This is a genomic window from Mycobacterium sp. URHD0025 (assembly GCF_000426065.1).
GTDB lineage: Bacteria > Actinomycetota > Actinomycetes > Mycobacteriales > Mycobacteriaceae > Mycobacterium.
Map to the genome: position 1 here is coordinate 124,076 of NZ_AUEQ01000007.1, position 17,290 is coordinate 141,365.

General features: G+C 67.0%; 17 protein-coding genes. 9 read left to right on the forward strand and 8 right to left on the reverse strand.

What is annotated here, in order from left to right; all coding sequences use genetic code 11:
• Positions 1 to 5: 5 nt before the first annotated feature.
• Complete coding sequence (locus H977_RS0108235) at positions 6 to 896, reverse strand: NAD(P)-dependent oxidoreductase (protein ID WP_029107404.1); 891 nt, start codon at positions 894 to 896, stop codon at positions 6 to 8.
• Positions 889 to 1,284: a carboxymuconolactone decarboxylase family protein gene (locus H977_RS0108240; RefSeq protein WP_029107405.1), complete on the reverse strand. Its 396-nt coding sequence runs from the start codon at positions 1,282 to 1,284 to the stop codon at positions 889 to 891. Before H977_RS0108240 ends, H977_RS0108235 begins: the two co-directional genes overlap by 8 nt.
• Before the next feature lie 95 nt (positions 1,285 to 1,379).
• On the opposite strand from H977_RS0108240, the gene H977_RS0108245 reads away from it, so the two are divergent.
• The 4 genes from H977_RS0108245 (at position 1,380) to H977_RS0108265 (ending at position 3,429) form a co-directional block, all read left to right on the forward strand.
• Positions 1,380 to 1,703 carry a hypothetical protein gene (locus H977_RS0108245; protein WP_036475597.1) on the forward strand — a complete coding sequence of 108 codons (324 nt, stop codon included), beginning with the start codon at positions 1,380 to 1,382 and terminating at the stop codon, positions 1,701 to 1,703.
• Positions 1,704 to 1,780: 77 nt separating this feature from the next.
• Positions 1,781 to 2,536, forward strand: a complete 756-nt coding sequence (locus tag H977_RS0108250; RefSeq protein ID WP_029107407.1) for a YebC/PmpR family DNA-binding transcriptional regulator — start codon at positions 1,781 to 1,783, stop codon at positions 2,534 to 2,536.
• 3 nt (positions 2,537 to 2,539) lie between these two features.
• Complete coding sequence (locus H977_RS0108255) at positions 2,540 to 2,959, forward strand: MarR family winged helix-turn-helix transcriptional regulator (protein ID WP_029107408.1); 420 nt, start codon at positions 2,540 to 2,542, stop codon at positions 2,957 to 2,959.
• A 128-nt stretch (positions 2,960 to 3,087) separates the two neighbouring features.
• The gene (locus H977_RS0108265) at positions 3,088 to 3,429 is read left to right on the forward strand and encodes a rhodanese-like domain-containing protein (protein WP_029107409.1); all 342 of its coding nucleotides are present in this window, start codon (positions 3,088 to 3,090) and stop codon (positions 3,427 to 3,429) included.
• Positions 3,430 to 3,433: 4 nt separating this feature from the next.
• Here H977_RS0108265 and H977_RS0108270 read toward each other — a convergent pair whose 3' ends face one another.
• A complete protein-coding gene (locus tag H977_RS0108270; protein ID WP_029107410.1) occupies positions 3,434 to 4,084 on the reverse strand; it encodes an NAD(P)H-binding protein in 651 nt (216 codons plus the stop codon).
• A gap of 94 nt (positions 4,085 to 4,178) precedes the next feature.
• Here H977_RS0108270 and ruvC point away from each other — a divergent pair, with 94 nt between their 5' ends.
• The 4 genes from ruvC to H977_RS0108290 are packed head-to-tail and all read left to right on the forward strand — an operon-like array spanning position 4,179 to position 6,764.
• Positions 4,179 to 4,736: a crossover junction endodeoxyribonuclease RuvC gene (gene ruvC / locus H977_RS0108275; RefSeq protein WP_029107411.1), complete on the forward strand. Its 558-nt coding sequence runs from the start codon at positions 4,179 to 4,181 to the stop codon at positions 4,734 to 4,736.
• Positions 4,733 to 5,320 (forward strand): Holliday junction branch migration protein RuvA, encoded by a 588-nt coding sequence (gene ruvA / locus H977_RS0108280; RefSeq protein WP_029107412.1) that lies wholly within the window; start codon positions 4,733 to 4,735, stop codon positions 5,318 to 5,320. The genes ruvC and ruvA overlap by 4 nt, the downstream gene beginning before the upstream one ends.
• On the forward strand, positions 5,320 to 6,375 hold the full coding sequence (ruvB, locus tag H977_RS0108285) for a Holliday junction branch migration DNA helicase RuvB (protein ID WP_029107413.1): 1,056 nt from the start codon (positions 5,320 to 5,322) through the stop codon (positions 6,373 to 6,375). The genes ruvA and ruvB overlap by 1 nt, the downstream gene beginning before the upstream one ends.
• Positions 6,376 to 6,380: 5 nt before the next feature.
• The gene (locus H977_RS0108290) at positions 6,381 to 6,764 is read left to right on the forward strand and encodes a DUF1304 domain-containing protein (RefSeq protein ID WP_029107414.1); all 384 of its coding nucleotides are present in this window, start codon (positions 6,381 to 6,383) and stop codon (positions 6,762 to 6,764) included.
• Here the strand turns inward: H977_RS0108290 and H977_RS0108295 are convergent.
• The 5 genes from H977_RS0108295 to H977_RS0108315 all read right to left on the reverse strand — a co-directional run bounded on the left by H977_RS0108295 (position 6,761) and on the right by H977_RS0108315 (position 16,598).
• Positions 6,761 to 8,029, reverse strand: a complete 1,269-nt coding sequence (locus H977_RS0108295; RefSeq protein ID WP_029107415.1) for an HNH endonuclease — start codon at positions 8,027 to 8,029, stop codon at positions 6,761 to 6,763. The two genes, H977_RS0108290 and H977_RS0108295, sit on opposite strands and share 4 nt — an antisense overlap.
• A 47-nt stretch (positions 8,030 to 8,076) precedes the next feature.
• Entirely contained in the window at positions 8,077 to 8,538 is a 462-nt protein-coding gene (locus H977_RS0108300) for an SRPBCC family protein (RefSeq protein ID WP_029107416.1), read from the reverse strand.
• A 102-nt stretch (positions 8,539 to 8,640) separates the two neighbouring features.
• Positions 8,641 to 12,111 carry a carboxylic acid reductase gene (gene car, locus H977_RS0108305; RefSeq protein ID WP_029107417.1) on the reverse strand — a complete coding sequence of 1,157 codons (3,471 nt, stop codon included), beginning with the start codon at positions 12,109 to 12,111 and terminating at the stop codon, positions 8,641 to 8,643.
• Positions 12,112 to 12,282: 171 nt separating this feature from the next.
• The gene (gene car / locus H977_RS0108310) at positions 12,283 to 15,795 is read right to left on the reverse strand and encodes a carboxylic acid reductase (protein ID WP_029107418.1); all 3,513 of its coding nucleotides are present in this window, start codon (positions 15,793 to 15,795) and stop codon (positions 12,283 to 12,285) included.
• Between the two features lie 167 nt (positions 15,796 to 15,962).
• On the reverse strand, positions 15,963 to 16,598 hold the full coding sequence (locus H977_RS0108315) for a maleylpyruvate isomerase N-terminal domain-containing protein (protein ID WP_029107419.1): 636 nt from the start codon (positions 16,596 to 16,598) through the stop codon (positions 15,963 to 15,965).
• A gap of 67 nt (positions 16,599 to 16,665) precedes the next feature.
• Between H977_RS0108315 and H977_RS0108320 the strand changes: the two genes are divergently transcribed.
• On the forward strand, positions 16,666 to 17,286 hold the full coding sequence (locus H977_RS0108320) for a hypothetical protein (RefSeq protein WP_029107420.1): 621 nt from the start codon (positions 16,666 to 16,668) through the stop codon (positions 17,284 to 17,286).
• Positions 17,287 to 17,290: the final 4 nt, after the last annotated feature.

Consider the following 17,290-nt stretch of genomic DNA (forward strand, 5'->3'; position numbering starts at 1 on the left):
GGCGCTCAGCGAGCCTCGCCCTCCACGATCACGCCGGCGGTCCTCTCCATCGGCTTGATCACCGAGGTGAAGTCGGATTCGGCCCCCTCGGCGTGCAGCGTGTGTTCCCAGATGTTTTGCACCGCTTCGGCCATCGCCACCGGCAGGCCGAGGGAGGCGGCCTCGGTGAGGTACAGTCGCACGTCTTTGGCCATCAGGCCGGTGGCGAACCCGTAGTCGAAGGTGCGGGGGAGGACTGCCCGCGGGAACTTGTCGCGGCTGGCATGCGTACCGCCTGACCCGGCGTTGAGCACGTCGATCATCACGTCGGCGCTCAGGCCGGCCTTGACGCCCATCACCATCACCTCGGCGGTCGCGGCCAGGGTGGTGGCGGCCATCAGATTGTTGATCAGCTTCATGGTCTGCGCGGCCCCCGGCTGTTCGGACACGAAGATCGCCCGGCCGAGCACCTCGAAAACTGGTGCCAGCGTGGCGAACTCGCTGCGTGGCCCGGACACCATCACTGCGAGCGTGCCTGCCTGGGCGCCGTGCACACCACCGCTGACCGGACTGTCAAGTGCGGCGATGCCTTTTGCATCGAGAACCGCGTGATTACGTTGTGCGGCTTGGCCTCCCACTGTCGACAGGTCGATGAAGCGCCGGATCGCCGAGCCTGCGGCGATGTCGGCCACCACGGCTTCGGAAACCTGCGGGGTGGGCAGGCTCGCCAGCACCGTCTCGGCCTGGTCGGCCACCGCGCGGACCGATTCGGCCGCCCGGGCGCCCAGTGCCGTCGCCTCGGTGCGCACGTCCTCGCGTACGTCGAACACCACCACCGGATGGCCGGCCGTCAGCAGCCGGCTCATCATCGGAAATCCCATGTTGCCCAGGCCGATGAAGCCGATCGGGTCACTCATCGGCTGCCGGGCTCTCGTCGAGTTCGGCGAACACGGCCCGGGCCAGCCGGAAGCTGTCGACCGCGGCCGGGATGCCCGCGTAGATACCCACCTGCAGGAAGATCTCACAGATCTCCTCGCGGGTGACGCCGTTGGTGAGGGCACCGCGGATGTGTGTGCTCAGCTCGTTCGGCCGGTTCAGGACTGCGATCATCGCCAGGTTCAGCATGCTGCGGGTCTTCAGTTCCAGGCCCTCGCGGCCCCAGACCGCGCCCCAACAGTATTCGGTGACCAGGTCCTGCAGCGGTTTTGAGAATGCGTCGACGTTGCCGGCAGCCTTGCGAACGTACTCCTCACCGAGTACCGCGGTGCGAATTGCCAGTCCCTTGTCATATGTGTGTTGATCCATGCGCCTCTTTCGGTCGGCCGTGGTTGATCACAGTGCCACCACGACGCTGCCCGTAGCTACCGGTTGACGCCCGGATGTCGGCGTACGCTCCGTGCATGTCTGTGTCGTTGTCAACGTCGGTCCGGCGGCCAGGTGTCGTCGAGTCGGTGATCAGTTGGGCTGTGTGGGCCTTGGTCGGCCTGATCGCCGTATTGCTGGCGTTCGCCGCGATCTTTCCCGTGGGCTTCAGTGGTGCGGCCCCCGGACAAGCCGATGAGGCCGCGACCCTGGCCGGATGGGCGACGCTCACCCTGGCGACTGTTGTGCTCGCGCCGATCGGCATGGCGATCGGACATTGGCGGCACTGGCACATCTGGTACTGGCCGGTGCTGTGCAGCGCCGCGGCGGCGACGACCCTGGTCTTGCTGCAGGCACTGTAGGCGTCGTATCGAGCCGGGTGGGACCGGCCACGTAGACTCGAGAACCGGAGTTTTGACCGGAAAAGGGGCGTACCTGCATGAGCGGCCATTCCAAGTGGGCCACCACCAAGCACAAGAAGGCCGTCATCGACGCCAAGCGCGGCAAGATGTTCGCCAAGTTGATCAAGAACATCGAGGTCGCGGCACGTGTGGGCGGGGGAGACCCGGCCGGTAACCCCACCCTTTACGATGCCATCCAGAAGGCCAAGAAGAGCTCGGTACCCAACGACAACATCGAGCGGGCCCGCAAGCGTGGCGGCGGCGAAGAGGCCGGTGGCGCCGACTGGCAGAACATCACGTACGAGGGCTACGGCCCCAACGGTGTCGCCGTGCTCATCGAATGCCTGACCGACAACCGCAACCGCGCCGCCGGTGAGGTCCGCGTCGCGATGACCCGTAACGGCGGCAACATGGCCGACCCGGGCTCGGTCGCCTACCTGTTCTCCCGCAAGGGTGTGGTGACGCTGGAGAAGAACGGCCTGACCGAGGATGACGTGCTGATGGCCGTCCTGGAGGCCGGTGCCGAAGAAGTCAACGACCTGGGCGACTCCTTCGAGATCATCTCCGAGCCCACCGACCTGGTCGCGGTGCGCACCGCGCTGCAGGACGCCGGGATCGACTACGACTCGGCCGAGGCCAGCTTCCAGCCCTCGGTGAGCGTGCCGGTCGACCTCGACGGGGCGCGCAAGGTGCTCAAGCTCGTCGACGCGCTGGAGGACAGCGACGACGTGCAAGAGGTGTACACCAACATCGACATCCCCGACGATGTCGCCGCGCAGCTCGACGAGGAGTAGCAGCTGCCCGGGCCGCCACCCTTCAGCCCGACCGTTGGGCTGCTCACGATCAGCCGGGCCTGGGAATCCGCGTTCGTCGAGGCCCTCAAACCGCTCGGGCTGACCACGCGCAAATTCGGACTGCTGGGGCACGTTCGCGGAAATCCGGGCATCTCGTTCAGTGAGCTGGCCCGGCGCTCGCGCATCACCGTGCAGAGTGCCCATGCGGCTGTCGCGTCGTTCGTGGAGGCAGGTCTGGTCGAGGACGCGACCGCGCATGCCGGCGCGGCGTCGACATTGCAGGTCACCTCCCAGGGCGAGGCGCTACTGGACCGGGCTACCGAGGTCGTGGCCGAGCTGGATGCGCGATTCGCCGTTCAGTACCCCGAACTGACCGAAGCGCTGCACGCGTATATGACGCGGATCATGTCAGGTTCTCCATAACCTTCAGTTAGCCTGAAGGTTATGGAGAACGTGTTGCTGTCCATCACCCGCGTCTACGCGGTTCTGGCGATTGCGGTTCCGGTCATCGGCCCCGTACTCGCCACCGTGCGGCGAGAGGCGAAGAGCGCATGAGTTTCCGGCATTACCTGCGTCGGCCGCCGGCGGTCAGCGCCGTTGAGGCGGTCCGGCTCGTGGCGGAGGATGCTCTGGTCGTCGACGTCCGTCGCGCATTCGAGTGGAATCGGGTACACATCCCCGACGCGGTGCACATGCCGCTCGAGGCGCTGCCCGAGCGCTGCGTCGAACTCCCCGACGACCGTCTGATCATCACCTTCTGCACCGGCGGAATCCGGTCTGCCGGTGCGGCGAACCTGTTGGTGGAGAACGGCTTCGATGCGGTGAACATGAGCGGCGGCCTGATCCATTGGCGCTCGGCCGGCGGGCCGCTCAGCACCGATGTGGGTGAATGAGCCGTCAGTGCAGCGCCGCGTCGATAGGTGTCTGGCCGGAGATCACCTCGAACGTCCGGCCGGCGGTTTCCGGCTCGTGCAGGACGGCCAACAGCACGCGTGCGACGTCGTCGCGGGGGATGGTGCCGCGGCCCGTGGATTCGGCGATCGTCACCTGCCCGGTGCCGGGCTCGTCGGTGAGTCCGCCCGGGCGCACGATCGTGGTGCGTAATCCGCTGCGGGCCCGCACGTTGGCGTCGGCCTCCGATTTGGCGCGGATGTACGCCAGGAACACCTCGTCGTAGTTCTCGTCGAGCGACCGGTCGTCGGCGGAGATGGCCGACACCATCACGTAGCGGCCCACGCCCGCGGCCTCGGCGGCATCGGCCAGCAGGATCGCGGCATCCCGGTCGACCGTCTGCTTGCGGGCCGCGCCGCTGCCCGGCCCGGCGCCGGCGGCGAACACCACGGCGTCCGCGTCGCTCAGCACGTCGGCCACTTCGGCCACGGTCGCCCGCTCCAGGTCCAGCACGACGGCGGTCGCGCCGGCAGCTTCCAGATCGGTCGCCTGGGCCGGGTTGCGGATGAGGCCGACGGCCTCGTCGCCGCGTGCGGACAACAATTGTTCGAGGATCAGGGCGATCTTGCCGTGTCCGCCCGCTATCACTACGCGCATAGGTTCGACCCTACGGATGTGAGCGTGTCCCTGCCGGGAGCTGTCCGCGCCTCGCGCTAGGCTCTCGAACAGATGTTCTGACGAAGGGGTTCGTGTGCGGGTGATGGGAGTGGATCCCGGGTTGACGCGCTGCGGCCTGTCGGTGGTCGAGAGCGGCAAAGGCAGGCAGGTCACCGCGCTGGACGTGGACGTGGTCCGCACCCCGGCCGATGCACCGCTGCAGAAGCGGCTGCTGGAGATCAGCGACGTGGCCGAGTACTGGATGGATACGCACCGGCCCGACGTCATCGCGATCGAGCGGGTTTTCGCTCAGCAGAACGTGTCGACGGTGATGGGTACGGCCCAGGCCGGCGGAGTCATCGCGCTGGCCGCAGCCCGGCGCGACATCGAGGTGCATTTTCACACCCCTTCGGAGGTGAAGGCGGCGGTCACCGGCAATGGCCGTGCCGACAAGGCCCAGGTCACCGAGATGATCACCAGAATTCTTGCCCTGCAAGCCAAGCCGACCCCGGCCGATGCCGCCGACGCCTTGGCCCTGGCCATCTGTCACTGCTGGCGCGCCCCGATGATCGCGCGCATGGCTGCCGCGGAGGCGATGGCCGCCGAACAGCGCCGCAAGTACGCAGCGAAACTCAAGGCGGCCCGGGCATGATCGCCTCGGTGCGCGGTGAAGTGATCGACATCGCCCTGGACCATGCCGTCATCGAGGCCGCCGGCGTGGGATACAAGGTGATGGCGACCCCGTCGACCCTGGCGAACCTGCGCCGGGGTGCCGAGTCCCGGCTGATCACCGCGATGATCGTGCGAGAAGATTCCATGACGCTGTACGGGTTCGCCGACGGCGATGCCCGCGATCTGTTCCTTACGCTGCTGGGGGTGTCCGGCGTCGGCCCCAAGATCGCGCTGGCGACGCTGGCGGTCTACGACCCGCAGGCGCTGCGTCAGGCGCTGGCCGATGGGGATGTGACCGCGTTGACCCGGGTTCCCGGCATCGGTAAACGTGGCGCCGAGCGCATGGTGCTGGAACTCCGCGACAAGATTGGTCCGGTCACGGCCGGTGCGGGCTCTGCTTTCACGGGTCACGCGGTGCGCGCACCCGTCGTGGAAGCGCTTGTGGGACTTGGGTTTGCGGCCAAACAGGCCGAGGAGGCCACCGACAAGGTGCTGGCCAACGACCCCGAGGCGACGACGGCTTCCGCGCTGCGTGCGGCGCTTTCGATGTTGGGTAAGAAGTAATGGGCCGTTTCGACGACACCGAAGAACCCGACGAGCGCGAGGTCTCACCGGCACTGACCGTCGGTGAGGGCGACGTCGACGCCAGCCTGCGCCCGCGCTCACTGGGGGAGTTCATCGGTCAGCCGCGGGTGCGCGAACAGCTGTCGCTGGTCCTCGAGGGCGCCAAGAACCGCGGTGGCACACCGGATCACATCCTGCTGTCCGGCCCACCGGGGTTGGGCAAGACATCGCTGGCGATGATCATCGCCGCCGAGTTGGGCTCCTCGCTGCGGCTCACGTCCGGCCCGGCCCTGGAGCGGGCGGGTGACCTGGCGGCCATGCTGTCCAATCTCGTCGAGCACGACGTCCTGTTCATCGACGAGATCCACCGCATCGCGCGGCCCGCCGAGGAGATGCTGTACCTGGCGATGGAGGACTTCCGCGTCGACGTGGTGGTCGGCAAAGGGCCCGGCGCCACGTCGATTCCGCTCGAAGTCGCACCGTTCACCTTGGTGGGCGCCACCACGCGGTCCGGCGCGCTGACCGGTCCGCTGCGCGACAGGTTCGGTTTCACCGCCCACATGGACTTTTACGAGCCGGTCGAACTCGAGCGGGTGCTGGCTCGGTCGGCAGGAATCCTCGGCATCGAATTGGGAGGCGAAGCCGGCACGGAGATCGCCCGGCGTTCCCGCGGTACGCCGCGCATCGCCAACCGGTTGCTACGCCGGGTCCGGGACTACGCCGAGGTTCGGGCCGACGGCGTGATCACCCGTGATATCGCCAAGGCCGCCTTGGAGGTCTACGACGTCGACGAGCTGGGCCTCGATCGGCTGGACCGCGCCGTGCTGTCGGCGCTCACCCGCAGCTTCGGCGGCGGCCCGGTCGGGGTCTCGACGTTGGCCGTGGCGGTGGGAGAAGAGGCGACCACGGTCGAGGAGGTGTGCGAACCGTTCCTGGTGCGCGCCGGAATGGTGGCCCGCACGCCGCGGGGCCGGGTGGCCACGCCACTGGCGTGGACGCATCTGGGTATGCAACCGCCAGTTACCGGACTGGGGCAGCCCGGCCTGTTTGAATAGACCTCATGGTCATCGCCGGTTTGGTGTTCGCCGCGCTCGCCGCGGTCCTGCATGTCTACATCTTTGTGATGGAGTCGCTGACCTGGACTTCACCGCGTACCCGCGCCACCTTCGGCATCAGCGAGGAGGAGGCGCGGGCCACCAAGGAGCTGGCGTTCAACCAGGGCTTCTACAACCTGTTCCTGGCCATCGTCACGATCGTCGGAATTGCTGCAATCGGCCTGGGGCACTGCGCGGTTGGCGCCGCCCTCGTGTTCGCTGGTGCCGGCTCCATGCTGGCCGCCGCAGCCGTGCTGCTGACCAGCTCGCCGGACAAGGCGCGGGCAGCGATCACCCAGGGCATCTTCCCGCTCATCGCGGTGGTATTGCTCGCGATCGGCCTGCTCTAGGCGGCGCGCCTGTTGATCACGACGTGGATCTCGCGGGTGAACACCCGGAGGCCACCGGCCAACGGTGGTGCGGTCGACCGGTAGGTGGCGCCGGTCGGCGTGATGAATTCTGTGGTGTGACGACCCAATTCGTCGACACCGGCCACCACCTGCCAGCCGGGGCTCTCTTTGACGTAATTGCAATGCTCGCACTGCCCCTGACCATTGGCCGTGGAAGTCGGTCCGTTCCGGTGATACGGCTTCACGTGGTCGATATGCCGGATCGGGGCATCGCAGTACGGCGTGCGGCAGGTCTGATCCCGGGTGGCGATGAACCGGGCGAGGCCTTTCGGGAATCGCCGCGAACGGGATTCCATCGCAACGAGTGCGCCGGTGTCGGGCGCGGCGTAGAGGCGACGCAGGGTGGCCCAGGAGTCTTCGTGCAGCGCCGCGTCATGGATCATGCGCCGTGCCGTCGCAGCCGGAATGGGTCCATGGCCCTGGAGGTACGCGGGCTGCGTGCTGCCGGCGAACAGGGTGTCGTCGGACAGCACGAGGTTGACCGCGACAGGGACCGGCTTGGCGACATCGCGGCCGGTGACACGGGAGACCAGGGTGTCGGCCATGACCTGGCCGCGGTTGCGGCCGTCGGCGCAGCGGTCGGCCGCATTGGTGAGTGACGAGCGCACGCAGGCCGCGTCGCCGGCGGGCAGCAGGGCTGTGACGATGGCCATATTGTCGGCGGCGGGACGGAAGGTGACGGCGCGATCCTCAGGTGCCCTGGTGGCCCTGTCGATGACCGCTTGCGGATCGAGCTGGTAGGCAATGGTTTTGGCGTCAGCCGTCAGGCGGTTGTCGCCCAGGCCGATGAGCGTGCTGTGGTCGGCGCAGAGTTGTGCGTCGAGGCGGCGCCGGTCGGCAGGGGACAGGCACGCCGCTTCCCGGACGATCAGCCGGGCGCGGGATTCGGTGAGTACGCCGGTTTCCAAGGCAGCCAGCGTGTACGGCATGTCGCGTACGAGGATGCGGGCGTCGCTGAGGTAGCGGTTGCCGTGGGCGGGTGAATCCAGGCGAGCCAATCCGATTTCCGAACCCAGCCCGCGTCCGCGACGCGAGGCGGCGACTCCCGCGGCGGCCTCCCTCGCACGGCGGGCGGAGTCCAGGGCTGCGGTGGCGCGGGCCTGCCCGGCCGCGGCGGCCGACTTGAGCCGTTCGAGTTCGGCGATGCGATCCCGCAGCGCCGCTTCACCGGCGTCGGGGTCGACATACGTAAACTGTTCGAACATGTGTTCGATGTTACGCGGCGGGTCTGACAATCCGGGAAAAGGTGCCTCTAGCTGTGGCCTTCCACCCATCTGGCCAGCGAGGCCAGCGCCATGCGAGTGCCCGCTTCGTTGTCGGCCGGATTCACCGCTTCGGGGATTCCGTCGTGCTCGATGAGGATGTCGGTGCCGTGTCCGCAATCGCTCAACGTCGTCGTCATCGTCATTTCACCGCGGAGGGCGGGATCGTCGCTCTCGAACTCCAACACTTCGACCACGCGCTCATCCGGCACCAGCTCTGCGAAGCGGCCGCGATAGGTGTCGGTGTGGCTGCTGGTCTTTCCGATGGCGTCCCGCGAGTTGTAGTGCAGGGAGATCCGGAATGTGCCGCCCTCACGGGCATCGAACTCGTGCACCTCGCTACGCATGCCGTCCGGGACCCGCCAGGCCGCAATGGCTTTGGCATCGACGAGTGCCCGATAGACATCAGAGCGCGATGCGTTGACGTGGCCCGAGACGCTGGTGCGACGCATTTTGCCACGGTACCGATCGCAGGACGCCGCAGATGCTGATTGGCCGCGGTCCTGGTAAGGACCGCGGCCGCTCAGGGGGACCTTCCCTTGTGGGGAAGTCTGTTACAGCAATCCGAGCAATTTGAGATCGCTGATGTACTTGACGATGATCTCCGGGGTGACATGGGGAATGTCCTTGTCCGGACCGATCTTCGCGTCCTGTACCGCGGTACGGAACACGTCGGTCGGTGCCATCGCACCGTTCACCGGCATGCCCGGCTGCTGGTAGTTGTGCAGCAGCGGCAGCAGTGAGGCCTGCCGTTGCCGGTCCGGCAGCGACCGCAGCGTGGTCTCGAAGCGGGACAGCCACTCCTGGTAATCCGCGACGCGCTGGATCGGGTAACCGGCCTCGATGAGCCAGTCGACGAACTCGTCCATACCCAGGCCGTCATCGTGCGGGTTCATCACGTGGTACGTCTCGAAGCCGTCCTGCACATGGGCACCCAGGGTGGAGATCGCCTCGGCGATGAACTCGACGGGCAGGCCGTCGTAGTGCGAGCGCTGGCGGTTGCCGTCCGCGTCGAGCTGGTTGAACGAGCGCGGCGCGACACCGGTGGCGACGAGGCTGAACATCATGCGGGTGAACATGTCCGGCAGGTTCAGCTGTCCGGCATAGGTGGTGTCGGCCAGGATCATGTCGCAGCGGAACACCGTCACCGGCAGGCCGGCCAGATCGTGCGCCTCGCGCAGCAGGACCTCACCGGCCCACTTGCTGTTGCCGTAGCCGTTGGCGTAGCCATCGTCGACCTTGCGCACGGCACTGATCTCGCGGATATCGGCATCCTCCACGAACTTTCCGGGCTCGATGCCCCCACCCACGCCGATCGTCGACACATAGGCGAAAGGCTTGATCCGCGTGGTCAGCGCGATGCGGATGAGTTCGGCGGTACCGAGTGCGTTGGGGCCGAACAGTTCGCTGTAGGGCAGCACGTGGTTCACCAGGGCGGCCGGGTCGACGATGAAATCGACGGTGTCGGCCAGGCGCTGCCAGGTCTCGGGATCGAGCCCCAGATCGGCTTCGCCCTTGTCGCCCGCGATCACTTCGAGGTGGTCGGCGGCGAGATCCTGGTAGTGGGCAAGCAGCTTCGGGTCGCCGCCATCGAAGGTCTTGTCGAGCCGCGCGCGGGCCTCCTCGTCCGACTTGGCGCGCACCAGGCAGATCACCTTGCCGTCGACCAGGTCCATGCGCTCCAGCCACTCGAGGGCCAGGTAACGACCCAGGAAGCCGGTTGCGCCGGTGAGCAATACGGTGCGGATCTCGCTGACCGGACCCGGCAGGCTCGGCGCGGCGGCCAACGTTGCGGCGTCGATGAACTTGTCGAGAGTCAGATCGGCTGCGTGGACTTCGGTGGCGTTGCGGCCGTGCACCGAGGTGAAGGTCGGCCGCAAGTTGGCGCCCGAGCGCTGAGCCTCGATGTGCTCGGCGATGGTCCGAAGATCCGAGGCCGGGCTGACGATCACCGACACCGGGACCTCGACGTCGAAGATCTCTTGCAGCAGGTTGCCGAAGGTCAAGGCGGACAACGAGTCTCCGCCGAGATCGGTGAAATGTGCATCCGGTTCGACGTCGGAGCTCGCGGCGCCCAGCAGGGCGGTGGCCGCGCGACCGACGGTGTCCAGCACCGGTGCCTGTGCACCGTTGTGCCGCAGTTCACTCAGCTCGTTGGCCTGCCCTTCGGCCAGCTCGGTGTAGAGCTGCTCCAGCCTGTCGCCGTAGTAGGCCTTCAGGTTGGGCCGGGCCAGCTTGCGGATACCGGTCAGCAGACCGTTCTCCAAGCTGAAAGGTGTTGTCTCTACGATGAAATCCCGCGGGATCTCGTAGGACTGCAGGCCGGCGACACGCGCGGCTTCCTGGAGTGAATCGTTGATCTCCTGCTTGGATGCGTCGAGATCGGTCGGCACCACCACGGCCAGCAGGTAGGAGCGGGCGCTGTTGCCGTAGATGAAGATCTGCCGCACCAGCGGGCTGTCCCCGAAGACCGCCTCCAGCTTGGAGACAGTGACGAACTCGCCCTGCGAGAGCTTGAGTACATTGTTGCGCCGGTCGAGGTATTCGACGTGGTCCGGACCGAGCTCGGCGACGATGTCACCGGTGCGGTAATACCCGTCCTCGTCGAACATCTCGGCGGTGATCTCCGGACGCTTGTAGTACCCGGGGAACATCTGCTCGGACTTCACCAGCAGCTCACCACGCGGGTGCGGCCGGTCGGTACGGAAGTAACCCAGGTCCGGAACGTCGACCAGCTTGTAGTCGATCACCGGCGGACGCTGGATATGGCCGTCGACGAAGACCGAACCGGCCTCGGTCGAGCCGTAGCCCTCCAGCAGGTGCATGTCGAGCAGGCGCTCGACCCACGTCTTCATCTCCGCCGAGATCGGTGCGGAACCGGTCATCGCGGAGACGAAGCGGCCGCCCAGCAGCTTCTCGCGTACCTCGGCCAGGACTTCGTCCTCCGGCGCCCCACTGCGGTCGAGGCGGCTCTGGTACTCCTGGAACAGCATGTCCCAGATGCGGGGCACGAAGCTGAGCTGAGTGGGCCGGACGAGCGCGAGGTCGTCCAGGAAGGTCGAAAGGTCGCTGCGGGCAGCGAAATACGCGGTACCACCCGAGCTGAGCGTGCCGATCAGGAGGCCGCGGCCCATCACGTGGCTCATCGGCATGAAGTTGAGGGTGATCGCGGGTAGCACGGCCTGGTTCTCATCCCAGGTGGCCTTCGATGCCAGCTTCCACATGTTGGCGACCTTGCTCTCCGGGTACATCGCCCCCTTGGGGGTGCCGGTGCTGCCGGACGTGTAGATCAACATCGTCAGCGGGTCGGCCTGGCCGGGCGTGTACAGCGGCGCGTCGGCCAGTGACCGGCCGCGGTCGAGGACGTCGGCCAACGGTTCGACGACCACATCGGTACCGGACAGTGCGGCCTTGGCGGCCTCGAAGGTCTCACGCTGGGCATCGACCCGGGGCCGGTAGTCGAAGACCACCAGGCGGCGGGGTGCGGGGCCCGACCGGACGAGTTCGACTGCGTCGTCGAGGAAGTCGATGCTTGCCGCGATCACCGTCGGTTCGGTCTCGGCGACGATGGGCCGCAGCGTGCTCACCGGGGCGCTGGTCTGCAGCGGCACGGACACCGCGCCGAGTTCGATGAGGGCGGTGTCGATGGTGGTGTAGTCGACGCTGGTGAACCCGAGGATGGCGACGCGGTCGCCGGGCTTCACCGGATGGTTGTGCCAGGCGTTGGTCACGGCCTGGACGCGGTCGCCGAGCTGGCGGTAGGTGATGGTCTCGAACCGGGGCTGAAGCTCGGCGATGGTGCGGCCATCGGCGTCGGTGACGAACTCGACGGCGCGCTGCCCGAGCGCGGGGCGGTCGGCGTAGCCGGCGAACAGTCCCTTGACGACGGCGGGTAGCCGAAGGTCGGGCGCAGCGACGGCAGCGTTCACGGCGTCGCTGGGGCGGGCGTCGGCGAACTGCGAATCGGTCTCGTACAGGTTTGCGATCCGGCGTTGGAGCCGGTCCTCGCGTGTTTCGGTGGTCATATCGGTCCCCTGAGCAATCAAATTAACTAGTGTCGACGCGTTTGCCGCATCTACTAACTACTACGTTAGTAAAACTAATTATATTTCGAGATGCCAGCTCAGACGGTGCGAGATGCGTCACGCCCGGCGTGCGCTCGCCCCACGTCGGTGTGGGACGAGCGCACGTCGGTTCTAGAGCAGGCCCAGCTGTTGCAGGTCGGTGATGTACTTGACGACGATCGCCGGGCTGACGTGCGGAATGTCCTTGTCCGGCCCGATCTTGGCTTCCTGTACTGCGGCCCGGAAGTGGTCCGTCGGGGCCAGCGCGCCCAACATCGGCTTTTCGGGCTTCTGGTAGTTGTGCAGGAGCGGCAGCAGTGAGGCCTGGCGCTGCTTGTCCGGCAGGGCGCGCAGGGTGCTCTCGAAGCGCTGGACCCACTGGCCGTAGTCGGCGATGCGCTCGATCGCATAGCCGGCCTCGATCAGCCAGTCGACGAACTCGTCCATGCCCAGGCCGTCGTCGTACGGGTTCATCACGTGGTACGTCTCGAAGCTCTCCACCGATTGCCCGCCCAGCGTCGAGATCGCGTCGGCGATGAACTCCACCGGCAGCCCGTCGTAGTGCGAGCGCTGGCGGTTGCCCTCAGAGTCCAGTTCGTAGAAGGACTTCGGCGCGATACCGCTGGCGACAAGGCTGAACATCATGCGGGTGAACATGTCCGGCAGGTTCAGCTGACCCGAGTAAGTGGTGTCGGCCAGGATCATGTCGCAGCGGAAGACCGCAACCGGCAGGCCGCACAGATCGTTGGCCTCGCGCAGCAGGACCTCACCGGCCCACTTGCTGTTGCCGTAGCCGTTCGCGTAGCCGTCGCTGATCTTGCGGACCGCGCTCATCTCCCGGACATCGACCTTCTCGACGAACTTCCCGGGCTCGATCTGATCTCCCACGCCGATGGTCGACACATAGGTGTACGGCTTGATCTTGGAGGTGAGCGCGATCTTGATCAGCTCGGCGGTGCCGAGCGCGTTGGGCCCGAACAGTTCGCTGTAGGGCAGCACGTGGTTGACCAGGGCGGCCGGGTCCACGATCAGGTCGACCTCGTCGGCCAGCCGCTGCCAGGTCTGCTGGTCCAGGCCGAGGTTCTCCTCGCCCTTGTCGCCGGCGATCACTTCGAGGTGGTCGGCGGCCAGATCCTGGTAGTGGGCAAGCAGTTTCGCGTCGCCGCCGCTGTTGGGTCCAGCACTGTCGAAGGTGGCGTCGAGCCGGGCCCGGGCCTCCTCGTCGGACTTGGCCCGCACCAGGGCGATGACCTTGCCGTCGACCAGGTCCATGCGTTCCAGCCATTCCAGGGCCAGGTAACGACCAAGGAAGCCGGTGGCGCCGGTGAGCAGCACGGTGCGAACTTCGGTCGGAGCCTTTGGCAGGCTCGGCGCGGCGGCCAGGGTCTCAGCGTCCAGGAACTTGTCCAGGGTCAGGTCGGCGGCACTGACCTCGGCGGCGTGCCTACCGTGCACCGAAGCGAAGGTGGGGCGTTTGGAGCCGCCGCGCTGCGTTTCGATGTAGCCGGCGATCGCGGCCAGGTCGTTGGCCGGGCTGACGATCACGCCGACGGGCACGTCGACGTCGAAGATCTCGCGCAGCAGATTGCCGAAGGTCAACGCCGACAACGAATCTCCACCCAGATCGGTGAAGTGTGCGTCGGGTGCCAGGTCGGCCGCCGCGGCACCCAGCAGGGCGCCGGCGGCCCGGCTCACGGTCTCCAGCACCGGAGCATCCGCGGCACCGTTGCGCAGCGCGCGCAATTCATTGGCCTGGGTCTCGGCGAGTTCTGCGTAGAGCTGTTCCAACCGATCGCCGTAGTGGGCCTTCAGCTTCGGCCAAGCCAGCTTGCGGATGCCGGTCAGCAGACCGTTCTCGAGGCTGAAAGGTGTTGTCTCCACGATGAAATCGCGCGGGATCTCGTAGGACTGAAGGTCGGCTTCTCTGGCGACCTCTTGCAGAGAATCGCTGATCGCTTCTTTCGAAACGCCGGCGTCGGTGGGCACCACAACGGCCAGCAGATAGGGCTGGGCGCTGTTGCCGTAGACGTAGATCTGTTGCACCAGTGGGCTGTTGCCGAAGACCGCTTCCAGTTTGGCCAATGTCACAAACTCGCCCTGGGCGAGCTTGAGCACGTTGTTGCGCCGGTCGACATAGCGGAGCTGGTCCGGCCCGATCTGCGCGACGACGTCGCCGGTGCGGTAGAAGCCGTCCTCGTCGAACACCGATGCGGTGACCTCCGGGCGCTTGTAGTAGCCGGGGAACAGATTCTCCGTCTTGATCAGCAACTCGCCGCGCGGATGGGGCTGATCGGTGGAGAAGTAGCCCAGATCCGGGACGTCGACGAGTTTGTAGTCGATCACCGGCGGGCGCTGGACGACGCCGTCGAAGAGCGCCATCCCGGCCTCGGTGGAGCCGTAGCCCTCCAGCAGATGGATGCCGAGCATGTCCTCGGTCCAGGTTTTGAGTTCGGCCGAGATCGGGGCAGAGCCGGTCATCGCCGCGACGAACCGTCCGCCGAGGACGTGGTCGCGCACCTCGGCCAGCACTTCGGCCTCGATTGCGGCACGGTCGTCCTCGCCGGCCTCGGCGAGGCGCTGGTCGACCCGGCTCTGGAACTCGCTGTGGATCATTTCCCACACGCGCGGAACGAAATTCAGCTCGGTGGGCCGCACCAGCGCGAGGTCCTCCAGCAGGGTCGACAGATCGCTGCGGGCGGCGAAGTAGCAGGTGCCGCCGGCGGCCAGTGACGCATAGAGGATGCCGCGGCCCATCACGTGGCTCATCGGCATGAAACTCAGGTTGATCGCCGAGCTGGTCGGTGCGAGCCAGGCCTTGCTGTTGCGTCGCCAGAATTTGGCGACCGCGCTCTGCAGGTACATCGCGCCCTTGGGGGCGCCGGTGCTGCCGGAGGTGTAGATCAGCAACGCGAGCGGGTCGGTGTCATCGGCCTTGGGGGCCGGGGGAGCGGGCAGCTCGCGGCCGCGGTCCAGGAGATCGGCCAGGGTGTCGAGTGAGACCGAGCCGCCGGCCGCGGCCAGGCGTGCGGCGGCGGCAGTCACGGCGTCGCGATGATCGTCGATCTCGGGGTGGTGGTCGAAGACGAGCACGGTGGCCGGAGCATGCGCGGTCAGCGCCAGCTCGACGGCATCCGCGAGGTGGTCGACACTCGCGGCGATCACGTACGGTTCGGTCTCTGTCACGATCGGCGCGAGAGCCTCGGGTGAGGAGCTGGTCTGCAGTGGCACCGAGACTGCGCCGATCTGGCTCAGTGCCGTGTCGATCACGGTGTAGTCGGCACTGGTGAATCCGAGGATGGCGATCCGGTCACCGGCGGCGACGCCGGATGCGTGCCATGCCGCGGCCAGGGCGCTGACCCGGTCCCAGAGCTCGCCGTAGCTGATGGTGTCGAACCGGGGGAGCAGCCGCGCGGTGGTGCGTCCGGTGGCGGGGTCGGCGACGAACTCGAGCGCGCGTTCGCCGAGTGCGGGCCGCTCGGAATAGCCCTGCAACAGGGTCTGGACGATCTCGGGTAAGGGCAGTCCGGGCACGTCGACGGCGGCGGTCACGGTGTCGCTGGGAATCGCGGCGGCGAACTGCGGATCATTGGCGGTCAGATCGGCGATACGGCTGGCCAGTTGCTCATCACGAGTGTCAAACGACATCAAATACCCTCTTTGCAGATAGCGGAATTACTCACCGGCGCGACGTTGCGCTACCGAGGTACTACGTTAGTGAAACTAAACTTATTTCCTGAAAACCAGGTTTGCCGCTGTCAATGTGCTGTGAGTCTGGCCATTCGTCTGTGTGGGCCCGGCACGCCTGATAGAGGTCAACGGATCGCTGGAACAACCCCCTGCGCGGGCTTTCGTCCGGCGAGGACCTCCACCGCAGCGGCGGGATCGGGTATCGCGATCAGCAGGTCGCGCGTAGCGGCCAGGGCGGCATCCGATGGCGTGACGCCGCCGACGGCATCTGCCAGGTCGAGCAAATGCACGGTGGCTTCCAGCAGGGCCACCTCCGCCACCACGGCCAGGGTCGTGCTCCCGACGATCGGATAGCGGATCACCACGTCGCCGGGACGGGTCATCTCCGGCATGCGCCGCATCCGGGCGGCTGCTTCGGAGAATCGCGCGGCCGCTGCTGCCTGGGTCAGGGTGGGGGCCTGCGTCGCGGCTTGTTCTGCGATCCGGTCCGCGGTCGTATTGGCCACGCCGTCAGGCCGGTTGAAGAGGCGCAGCATCTCGGCGGCGTCTGTCACCGCGGCTGGGCCTTCCGCTCGACTCGCCACCAGTGAGGCGAACGTCGTGGCCTCTGGACACACGTGGGCCACCAGTGCCCGGACATCCCACGATTCACACCGTGTCGCGGTGCACCACTGCGTCGCGGTGAGGTCTGCGCACCGGAGCGCCCATCGTTCCCATGCGTCGGCCAACGCATCGCACAGGGCATTCGCGACAAGACGCACCCGCTCAGGGTAGGAGCTTTAGTCCTGCTTGGTTCGGGGTACCCACCCGGGTGTCAAAGGAGGCATCATGACCGAATTCGATACCCGCGGCGGTCGTCTGCGCATGCCGCGCAGCCGCGGCGCCACCAGTGGGTTCCTGCTCGTGCTGCTGGGAATCTGGGGTGCACTCATCCCGTTCGTCGGACCGTACTTCGACTTCGCGTTCACGCCGGATCAGAGCTGGGTCTGGACGACGGCGCGGGGCTGGTTGGAGGTGCTTCCGGGCGCTGCCACGGCGGTCGGCGGCCTGTTGCTGCTGGGCTCCGGAAACCGGGCCACCGCGGTGTTCGGCGGGTGGCTGGCGATACTGGCCGGAGCCTGGTTCGTGATCGGCCGCGCACTGGCCGGTCCGTTGGGCATCGGTGACCCCGGCATGCCGATAGCCGTGACCGACGCCAAACGGGTGACGCTGGAGCTGGCCTACTTCTCCGGGCTGGGCGCGCTGATCGTGTTCCTCGGCGCAATGGCGGTGGGCCGGTTGTCGGTCCGCAGCCTGCGTGACGTCGAATACGCGCAGCGGCCCGTCGCGTCCGCCACGCCGGCCGAGCCCGCCGTGGTCGCAGACGCAGAGCCGACCGAGGCCATCCCCGCACGCGAACACCGTTCGTGGGGCGGACTGTTCGGCCGGCGTCACACCCACGCTCATTGATGCG